This is a genomic window from Rhodohalobacter sp. 8-1, assembly GCF_038150125.1.
GTDB lineage: Bacteria > Bacteroidota > Rhodothermia > Balneolales > Balneolaceae > SW132.
Genome location: NZ_JBBVMF010000014.1, coordinates 156,361 through 166,240, shown reverse-complemented (window position 1 = coordinate 166,240; position 9,880 = coordinate 156,361). Strand labels below are relative to the sequence as shown.

Here is a 9,880-nt window from a genome sequence, read left to right as displayed (position 1 = left end):
GCGGGAAATCTGCTCGTACGGGTCTGTGGGGGAGCGGGGAGGTAACGAACCGCTCTACCCGGAAAGATCTTAATTAAGATACATGAAAATCAATTTTAGCTTCTAAACGTAACATAGGTTCGGGTGATGGCAATAAGACCTGAAAGTTTTGATCACTCTGAAATAAAATGTTAATAAGAGTTGACAGATTAACAATTTTAAACCTGCAACGATAGCTCCACTGCTAAATCGGATAGCGTTATGGGTTGGTTTTTAACGGATATTAGCATATTTTATGAATCTCAAGTGAGTTCCGGGGAGGATCTCGCTTTTTTTTGTAGTAACAGCCAAAGTTTTAATGAATAAAGACCCTTTGAAACGTATTGAAGAACTCGCGTTACCGCTTGTGGAGCAGGAAGATATGTTTCTCGTTGACATAGAACTTAAGCAGCAGGATATGAACGTTGTCTGGGTGTATGTTGACTCAGAAGAAGGTGGAGTTAACCTGAATGTATGCTCAAAAATTAGTCGCGAGCTCTCATTTCAGGTAGAAAGTGAGGATATTTTTCCGCGTTCGTATCGTCTGAATGTGTCATCGCCGGGTCTGAGTCGGCCACTGAGCGACAAACGTCAGTATGGTAAAAACAAAGGCCGGGCCGTGAAAATAAAGTATCAGCAGGATGACGAATACAAAAAAATTGAAGGAATTTTAAAAGATGTAACCGATGATTTCGTTACGATTGAAGATGAAAGCAGCCAAACAGTGACCATAGATTTTGATCAGTTAGTTGAGACAAAGATTATTCCAAAAATATAGCCGGTACCGAACACAATAAACCATCACTACCGATGCAAAACGACGTTTCTAAATTAATTATTCAGTCCTTCGCAGAGATCGCCAAAGACAAGGGGATCGACAAGGATCTGCTATTGTCAATACTGGAGGATGTATTCCGGTCGATGATTCGTAAAAAATACGACTCAGATGAAGCATTTGAGGTAATTCTTAATGCAGATCGTGGAGAGATACAAATCCTGCATATTCGTGAGGTTGTGCCGGAAGAAGAGCTGACTGATGAGGTGACAGAAATTTCTCTAAAAGAGGCTCAAAAGCAGGATCCTGACCTGGAGCTCTATGATGAGTACGCCCAGGAAATCTCGATTGCTGACTTCGGACGACGTGCAGTTACAATGGCGCGTCAGCAGCTTGCTCAAAGAATTCGTGAGATTGAAAAGGATAACATATTTGAAGATTATTCTGATCGTATTGGAGATATCGTTCTTGGAGACGTTTACCAGGTTCGCAATAACAAAGATATTTTGGTCAACCATAATGGTGTTGAGCTGTTGCTGCCAAGAAACGAGCAGATATATAAAGACCGGTACCGAAAAGGAGATACCATTCGGGCCGTCGTTGTGGAGGTGAAGCGGATTGGCGGAAATCCCACCGTAATTATTTCAAGAACATCTCCGATGTTTCTGGAACGTCTGTTCGAAAATGAAATTCCTGAAGTATTTGATGGCATCATCGAACTGATGCGGATTGCCCGTGAACCGGGTGACCGGTCAAAAGTTGCGGTTATGTCACACGATGAGCGCGTTGATCCCGTTGGTGCCTGTGTAGGAATGAAAGGAATCCGGATTCACGCTGTTGTGCGTGAGTTGCAGAACGAAAATATTGATGTAATTAACTGGACACCCGATAAGTTTGAATTTATAAAGCGGGCACTACAGCCAGCAAGGGTACTGAAAGTTGAGCTTCTTGATGACGGTAAACACGCTAATGTGCTTGTACCTGCAGATGAAGTTTCTAAGGCGATTGGGAAAGGCGGCGTAAATATTCGCCTAGCCTCAAAATTAACGGATTGCGAAATTGATGTATTCCGTGAAGTTGAAGAAGAGGATGATATCGATATCGATGAGTTTGAAGTCGATTTCGGCCCCGAAACAACCGCTTTACTGCATGAGATTGGCTGCGATACCGCCCGCGCAGTTTTAGAGCTTGATGAAGACGAGCTGGTGCGGCGGACAGAAGGTAAAATTGATAAAGAAGAGGCAGAACGTATCATTGATATCATTGCCTACGAATTTGAGGACGAACAAGATTGATCGTAACTTTCGGGATCTTTAATTTTCGAAAGCGGTTATCTGACACATTTCACTAATTATTTTTATGACGGACCAAAAGCCAAAAAAATTATTTAAAGTTGCATCAGAATTTAATGTTGCAACTCAATCTATCGTGGATTCATTGGGAGAGCATGATTTTGACGTTGCTAATCGTCCGAATACCAAGATTACTCCTGAGATGTACGAGGTGCTTTCGTCAATTTATGGCGACGACAAGGCCAAGCGAAGGGAGCATGCTGAAGCGCGGGAAGAGTACGAGAGCCGCAGAAGCCAAATAATGTCTAACCGGAATGAAAGCGTCACACTCGACAGCTTTTTAGAACCGATGGACGATCTGGAACCGGAAGAAGAGGAACCGGTTAAGGAGGAGAAAAAAGAGGAAGAGAAAAAGCCGGTAGAATCACCGGAAATGACACTCGAACCGCAGGAAACGCCTCCACCGGCTCCGAAGGAAGAAGTCGTTGAGGAGAAAGCTGAAGAGGAAGAAGCAAAAGAAATTAAAGAAGAACCTGAGGAAAAGGCTGAAGTAGAAAAAGAGCCAGAGCCTGAACCTGAGCCAGAGACAGAAGCAGAAGAAAAGCCTGTAGAAGCTGATGTAAAAGCGAAGAAGGAAGAGCCTGCTGCGGAAGAGCCTGAAAAAGAAAAAGAAGAAGCAGTTGCCGAAACGGAAGAGCCACAGAAAAAAGAGATTGTAGAAGAAGAACCTGAAGCTGAAGAAGAGATATCAGCTGCGGAAACCGAAAAAGAAGAAGATGTCTCTGCTTCTTCAACTGATGAGGAAGAAAAAGCGGAAGAGGAAGACGAGGATGAAGATGAAGATGAAGATGAGAAAGAAGAAGAAGAAATTATCCGTGGATCAGCGGGCCGGCTGAAAGGCACAAAAGTTGTAGGAAAAGTATCATTTACCTCTGATAAGTCTAAGAAAGTTAAAAAACGGAAACGACGAAAAGATCGAAAAGGTGATGAGGACGAAAAAACATCACGGAGCGGTAAATCTGATTCTAAAACTCCGGCGAAGAAGACCAAAAAATCTAAAAAACGATCGAAATCATCCAAAGTTGATGAAGAGGATGTAGAAAAGAAAATGCGCGAGACGATGCAGCGCATGAAAGAATCCGACACTGTTGGCAGCAAACGTCAAAAACGACGGAAACAACGTCGTGAGGAACGTGAGGAAGAGCAGCTGGCGCAGGACGAAATGTCAGAACTAGAAACAGAAGTTCTTGACGTTACTGAATTTATTACTGTTAGTGATCTCGCTGACCTTCTTGATGTGAAGCCAACAGACGTTATTACAACCTGTATGAATCTTGGTATGATGGTTTCCATCAACCAAAGGCTCGATGCGGCTACTATTGAGCTTGTAGCCGAAGAGTTCGGCTACGAGGTTAACTTTGTGGATGCTGATGAAGTCGTCGAAGAGATTATGGTGGAAGAGGAGGACGATCCGGAAGATCTTGAACCCCGTTCGCCCATTATTACTGTTATGGGTCACGTTGACCATGGTAAGACATCTCTTCTTGATTACATCAGGAAAGCAAAAGTTGCAGCCGGTGAGGCTGGCGGTATTACCCAGCACGTAGGTGCTTATGAGGTGAAGACCGAAGACGACAAAAAAATTACATTCCTGGATACCCCCGGTCACGAGGCGTTTACCGCAATGCGTAGCCGTGGTGCACAAGCAACTGATATTGTGATTCTTGTGGTAGCTGCAGATGATGCTGTGATGCCGCAGACTATCGAGGCAATTAATCACTCGAAAGCAGCCGGTGTTTCTATTGTTGTTGCGATTAACAAGATGGATAAGCCCGGAGCCAATCCAGATAAAATCAAGCAGCAGCTTTCCGAGCACCAGGTTATTGTTGAGGAATATGGCGGTGACACTCAGGTTGCCGAGGTATCGGCAGAAACGGGTGATGGAATTGATGATCTTCTAGATAAAGTGCTTATTGAGGCTGAGCTTCTGGAACTGAAAGCCAATCCTAATCGTAATGCACAGGGCATTGTTCTTGAATCCCGAATTGATAAAGGAAAAGGAACTGTCGCAAATATTCTTATTCAGAACGGGACGCTTAAAGTGGGTGACCCGTTTGTCGCAGGACCATGTTTCGGTCGTGTGAGGGCAATGGAGAATGAACATGGCGTACGGCTCAAAGAAGCCGGCCCATCAACCCCGGTACAGCTCACAGGTTTTGATACCGTGCCACAGGCAGGTGACCGTCTTGTTGTACCGATGGACGAGAAAACGGCAAAAGATGTGGCTAATCAGCGTCAGCAGATACGACGTGAGCAATCCCTAAGAAGGACCAAGCATCTTACGCTTGATGATCTCTCGCGCCGAATGGCCCTTGGTGAAGTATCCGAGCTTAACATTATTATAAAAGCGGATGTGGATGGCTCAATTGAAGCCCTTTCCGGTGCACTGCAGAAGTTGAGTACCGAAGAAGTATCCGTGAATATCATTCATACGGGATCGGGAGCCATCACGGAATCTGATGTCCTGCTGGCATCTGCTTCCGATGCAATTATTATCGGGTTCCAGGTAAGGCCTAGTGCAACAGCACGTAAACTTGCCGAAGCTGAAAGTATAGATATCCGACTCTTTAGTGTTATCTACGATGCTGTTGATGAAGTGCATGACGCACTCGAAGGCATGCTCAGTCCTGAGATCTCTGAAGAACTCAGAGGTATGGTTGAAGTTCGTGAAGTCTTTAAAGTATCGAAAGTGGGAACTATTGCCGGCTGTTACGTTACAGAAGGTAAAGTTCACCGCAATGATCCTATCCGGATTATTCGTGATGGTGTTGTGATCTGGGACGGAGAAATCGATTCACTCAAGCGTTTTAAAGACGATGTTAAGGAAGTTCAGTCTGGCTACGAATGTGGTATCAGCATCGTGAACTTCAATGATATCAAAGTGGGCGATGAGTTTGAAAGCTACACAATCAAAGAAGAGAAGCGGAAATTAGAAGACGCGCAATAGAGGTTTTATGAGCATTCGAACAAAAAGGCTCGCATCTGTAATACAGAAGGACCTTGGAAGAATTTTACAACAGAATTATCAGCCATCAGGTACATTTATCACCGTAACGCAAGTGCGTATGACTGACGATTTATCGATCGCAAAAGTGTACCTGAGTGTATTTACCCAGGATCGTGATCCACAGACTATTTATCAATATATTGATGATAATCAGGATCAGATCCGATACGAACTGGCAAGTAAAATAAAGAACCAGGTTCGCCGAATTCCCGAGCTGCTTTTCTTTGAAGACGACACGGCTGAATACGTCAATAAAATGGAACAGCTTTTCGCTAAAGTTCGCGAGCAACGCGGCGAAGGCGATAATTCTGACGATTAAACAGCATGGCAAAACAGGTCATACCACTTGTTGACCTGCCTGTCGTATCTAAAAATACGATAGTTGACTTTCCTGTTGATAAGTTTTCTTCCGGGGCTGCTATTCTCATCGATAAACCTTTGGAATGGTCGAGTTTTGATGCTGTACGTCACGTCAGAAATCGAATCCCCCCGAAAAAAGTGGGGCATGCAGGTACGCTCGATCCCCTTGCCACCGGCCTGCTCGTTATCTGCACGGGAAAAGCTACCCGAACAATAGCTCAGATTCAGGATGGCGAGAAGGAATACATCACCACGATAAGATTTGGTGAGTCAACTCCCAGCTATGATGCCGCTTTACCTGCGGACGATACCGCTCCCTGGAAACACATCACACCCGAACAACTGGAAGAGATAATCGATCAAAAGTTTTTGGGAACAATCACCCAATTACCTCCCATTTACTCAGCGATACGGGTGGAAGGCGAACGGCTTTATAAAAAGGCCCGTAGAGGCGAGAAGGTGAATTTACCACCCCGTCAAGTAACTGTAAATAGTATTGAGATACTGAATAGCCGTCTACCTGAACTGGATTTGAAAATCACGTGTGAGAAAGGAACCTATATCCGATCAATTGCTCACGAGCTGGGCCAGGCGGCCAACAGCTTGGCGCACGTAACCTCTCTTCGGAGAACGCGAATTGGGGGCTTTAGAGTTAAGGATGCAGTAACCCCCTCTGAATTTGATGATCAAATAAATTTTTAGAACGCTATGTCTAAACTAATCATGTTGGATGATGCCACGCGAAATTCAAATACTGTACTGACGGTAGGCACATTTGATGGTGTCCATGAGGGGCATAAAGTTTTGATAAAAGCAGTTGTAGACAGGGCAAATGAGCTTTCTGCCAGAAGTGTCATCGTTACATTTGATCCTCATCCAAGGGAAATTATCAATCCGGGATCTGACGGAATAAAACTTCTAAGCACGCTGCCCGAACGATGTGAGCTGCTCGCCGATCTTGGCATTGATGAAATGATTGTGATTCCGTTTGACCGCGATTTTTCCCTGCTGAGTTCTGAAGAGTTTATCCGGGATATCATTTATAAGAAAATTGGTGTCAGGGAGTTTATCATTGGTTACGATCACCAGTTCGGGAAAGATCGGGAGGGGACTATTGAGACGGTTAGAGCTCTTGGCGAGGAGCTAGGATTTACTGCTAACGTTATATCCCGGCAGGAAGTAGAAAACCAGACCGTGAGCAGTACATCAATCCGAAAGGCACTGCAGGAGGAGGGCGATGCAGAAAAAGCTGCGAAATTTTTGGGCCGCTATTATATTTTGCATGGCACGGTTGTTCATGGTGATAAAAGAGGTGGTAAAATTGGATTTCCCACGGCAAATATTCATACAGACCAGGCGAAGAAAATAATTCCTAAAATTGGTGTCTACGCCGTATGGATCAGGATAGATAAAACCTACCATCCGGCAATGATGAATATTGGAAAACGCCCGACATTTGATGGTGAAGACCTAACGATGGAGGTACACATCTTTGATTTTAACGACGATGTGTATGGTAAAGAAGTTCAAATACAGTTTGTAAGACGTCTGCGCGACGAAAAAAAATTCAGCGGAATTGAGGAGTTAAAAGAACAGTTAGAAAAAGACGAGGACAAGGCGAAAAAGATCTTGAAATCTAAACGCCCAAATATTGCAAAACAAGATAATTAAGCTTATTTTCTTAAGCTGTTAATTAATAGAACATTTTAGAATTCCCAAATGAGTATAAGTAAAGAAAAAATCGAAGAAGTCATCACCGAATTCGGTGGGTCTGCCGAGAATACAGGATCTACCGAAGCACAGATCGCACTGCTAACCGCGCGAATCAACCACCTGACAGAACATCTGAAGGAAAACATGCTGGATCACGCTTCCCGCCGAGGTCTTCTTAAGCTTGTAGGTAAACGCAAGAGACAGCTTACCTACCTTAAAAATACTGACATTGAAGGTTATCGTGAGCTGATTCAAAAGCTCGGTATCAGAAAATAAATTAATCAAGCACGCAGTCAACGGCGTGCTTTTTTTTTAGAACGAAGTTTGGCTATTCTCTTCGCTCTTCTAACCCTATCCATAGAATAGTTGTAAACCGAGAAAAGAACAGAAAAACATTTATGAATCCAATTAAGAAAAGTATAGAATTTGCTCCCGGAAAAACATTAACTGTAGAAACCGGTAAGCTTGCAAAGCTTGCCGATGGTGCAGTGATGGTTACAATGGGGGAAACAATGGTATTATGTACTGTTGTAAGTGCAAAAGAACCAAAACCCGGTCAGGGATTTTTCCCGATGGTAGTTGATTTAAGAGAAAGCTTTACAGCCGGTGGAAAGTTTCCCGGCGGTTTTATGAAAAGAGAAGGGCGTCCTTCGGATGGTGAAACACTTGCCAGCCGGTTGATTGATAGAAGTTTACGTCCGCTCTATCCAAGTGGTTACCTTAATGAAACCCAGTATATTTGCCAGGTATTTTCATCTGACGGGCAAAATCAGCCTGATGTTCTTGGCGCATTTGGCGCATCTGCCGCTACTCATATTTCAGAGATTCCGTTCGACGGCCCTATGTCTCAGGTAAAAGTTGGCCGCATTGATGGTGAATTCATCATCAATCCAACTATCGATGAGCTTGAAAAAAGTGACATCGACATGATTGTAGCCGGTACAGCCGACAGCGTTCTGATGATTGAAGGAGAAATGAAAGAGATCACTGAAGCTGAAATGCTTGAAGCGATTAAGGAAGGTCATAAAGCTATCGCCAAACTTTGCCAGTTCCAGGAAGAGCTTCGCGAGGAGTGCGGTGTAGAAAAACGAGAATTTGCACCTGAACCTATTGATGAACATCTCAAAGAGAAAGTTGAAGAGCATGCGGGTTCTAAACTAAAAGAGATCGTTGAAACAGGCCTCGGTAAAGAAGAATATAACGGCCGTCTCAGAGATCTGAAAAATGAAGTGATTGAAGCCATCACATCAGAAGAAGAATATGAAGATGCCGGAGGGCAAATTTCGGACTTCTTTGGCGACATGGAAAAACGAGAGTTGCGAAATATGATTCTCGAGAAAAAACGCCGGATTGATGGTCGTTCACCTGAAGATATTCGCGATATTTGGTCAGAAGTTGGTTACCTGCCGCGAGCACACGGATCAGCAATTTTTAGCCGCGGTGAAACACAGGCCCTGGTATCGGTTGCTCTCGGAACCAAACGTGATGCCCAAAGCGTAGATACTCTCTTTTATGAAGAGGACAAAACATTCATGCTTCACTATAATTTCCCACCTTATTGTGTGGGTGAAGCCGGATTCCTGCGGGGACCGGGACGTCGGGAAATTGGTCACGGACACCTTGCAGAACGTGCACTTAAAATGCTCATGCCTGAATGGGAAGAGTTTGGTTACGTTGTGAGAGTCCGTTCCGACATTACAGAATCTAACGGCTCATCTTCCATGGCTTCCGTTTGCGGTGGCTCAATGGCTATGATGGATGCCGGTGTACCATTGAAAAAACCTGTCGGGGGCATCGCAATGGGCATGATTGTCGGTGAAAACAATACCGTTGTTCTTTCCGACATCCGGGGCGAAGAAGATTTCATGGGAGACATGGACTTTAAAACGGCCGGAACTGCTGATGGAATCACTGCTACTCAAATGGATATGAAAGTAAAAGGTATCTCATTTGAGATCCTTGAAGAAGCACTTCAACAGGCACATGGCGGCAGAATGCACATACTCGAAGAAATGGCCAAAACTATTTCTGAGAAGCGTGATCAAATCTCCGAACATGCACCGCAATTTATTAACATGACGATTGATGGCGACAGTATTGGCGCCGTGATTGGACCTGGCGGTAAAGTGATTCAAACACTTCAGAAAGAAACAGATACAGAAATCTGGATAGAGGAAGATGAAGAAGGTAAGGGCCAAATAACCATTACCGCGGACTCTCTCGAAAAAGCTGAGGCAGCCAAGAAACGAATTCAGGCCGTTGCAGGTCAGCTTGATGAAGGAGCTACTTACCAGGGTACTGTGAAAGCGATCAAAGAATATGGCGCTTTTGTAGAGATTGTTCCCGGAAAGGAAGGCTTGCTTCACATTTCAGAACTCAATCACGGCCACGTGAAAAATGTTGAAGACGTATTGTCTGTTGGTGATGAGATTGAAGTGAAGCTTCTGAAAGTTGAGCACGGCGGGAAACTTCGTCTTTCAAGGAAAGCACTGCTTCCTAAACCGGAAGAAGATTAGAAGCTCGATTGCAACTTAATTTAGAAATAGCGCCTTTGAATAGAAGGCGCTATTTTTGTTTTTGTTATTAGCGATCATCACATTCTATCACCCTTGAAAATTATATTGTTTAATCGTCCAGAAGGGCATATAAAGAAAA

8 protein-coding genes are annotated in these 9,880 nt (G+C 44.1%); all 8 read left to right on the top strand.

Translation table 11 applies throughout. The features are described from left to right. Positions 1-337 precede the first annotated feature (337 nt). Entirely contained in the window at positions 338-796 is a 459-nt protein-coding gene (gene rimP, locus AABW11_RS13990; RefSeq protein ID WP_340105739.1) for a ribosome maturation factor RimP, read from the top strand. 32 nt (positions 797-828) lie between these two features. Continuing rightward, a complete protein-coding gene (gene nusA / locus AABW11_RS13985; RefSeq protein ID WP_340105738.1) occupies positions 829-2,088 on the top strand; it encodes a transcription termination factor NusA in 1,260 nt (419 codons plus the stop codon). Between the two features lie 64 nt (positions 2,089-2,152). Then, positions 2,153-5,092: a translation initiation factor IF-2 gene (gene infB, locus AABW11_RS13980; protein WP_340105737.1), complete on the top strand. Its 2,940-nt coding sequence runs from the start codon at positions 2,153-2,155 to the stop codon at positions 5,090-5,092. Positions 5,093-5,099: 7 nt separating this feature from the next. Further along, positions 5,100-5,471, top strand: coding sequence for a 30S ribosome-binding factor RbfA (gene rbfA, locus AABW11_RS13975; protein WP_340105736.1), 372 nt, complete (start codon positions 5,100-5,102; stop codon positions 5,469-5,471). 5 nt (positions 5,472-5,476) lie between these two features. Then, positions 5,477-6,214, top strand: coding sequence for a tRNA pseudouridine(55) synthase TruB (truB, locus tag AABW11_RS13970; RefSeq protein WP_340105735.1), 738 nt, complete (start codon positions 5,477-5,479; stop codon positions 6,212-6,214). 6 nt (positions 6,215-6,220) lie between these two features. Then, positions 6,221-7,183 carry a bifunctional riboflavin kinase/FAD synthetase gene (locus AABW11_RS13965; protein ID WP_340105734.1) on the top strand — a complete coding sequence of 321 codons (963 nt, stop codon included), beginning with the start codon at positions 6,221-6,223 and terminating at the stop codon, positions 7,181-7,183. Between the two features lie 48 nt (positions 7,184-7,231). Next, positions 7,232-7,501, top strand: coding sequence for a 30S ribosomal protein S15 (gene rpsO, locus AABW11_RS13960; protein ID WP_340105733.1), 270 nt, complete (start codon positions 7,232-7,234; stop codon positions 7,499-7,501). Between the two features lie 122 nt (positions 7,502-7,623). After that, positions 7,624-9,741, top strand: coding sequence for a polyribonucleotide nucleotidyltransferase (gene pnp / locus AABW11_RS13955; RefSeq protein WP_340105732.1), 2,118 nt, complete (start codon positions 7,624-7,626; stop codon positions 9,739-9,741). Positions 9,742-9,880: the final 139 nt, after the last annotated feature.